Here is a 517-nt window from a genome sequence, read left to right on the forward strand (position 1 = left end):
CTATCCGCCCTGGAGCACAACGCAGCCCTCTTCCCGTTAAGCGACGCTATCCATGTCATCCGCTACCCGATTTCCTCCCAGAACGATCCGTCTTGCCGCGTATGTGGTCATACTCGGCCTCGCTGTGCTGGCCTGCATATGGCTGTTTGCCGGCTCGACCAGCGAGACCACGAACGATGCCTATGTGACGGCCGATTTCACGCTGGTCGCGCCGCGTGTCGCGGGTCAGGTTTCCCAGGTGCTCGTCGAGGATAACCAGCAGGTCAAGGCTGGGCAATTACTGGTACGTATCGACGACCGCGACTTTCGCGCTGCGTTGATGAGCGCGCAGGCGGACGTGGTGGCAGCCAGGGCATCCGTTGCAAACTACGAGGCCGAGATCGCACGGCAACCCGCGCTCGTCGATCAGGCGCGTGCCACGCTGCGCGCGGATGACGCGACGCTCGAGTTTGCGCGCGCGAACGCCGCTCGATACCGCAATCTCTCGGAGACCGGTGCGGGAACGACGCAGGAGCAA

Annotated in this window: 1 protein-coding gene; it reads left to right on the top strand. The window is 63.4% G+C overall.

Annotated features, from left to right (window positions below):
* Positions 1 to 52 precede the first annotated feature (52 nt).
* Positions 53 to 517: HlyD family secretion protein (locus tag PQR54_RS38890; protein ID WP_408255462.1), on the top strand; the 465-nt coding region annotated here is incomplete at its 3' end.

Origin of the sequence: Paraburkholderia phytofirmans (assembly GCF_046028095.1) — a bacterium.
Classification (GTDB): Bacteria; Pseudomonadota; Gammaproteobacteria; order Burkholderiales; family Burkholderiaceae; genus Paraburkholderia; species Paraburkholderia phytofirmans_A.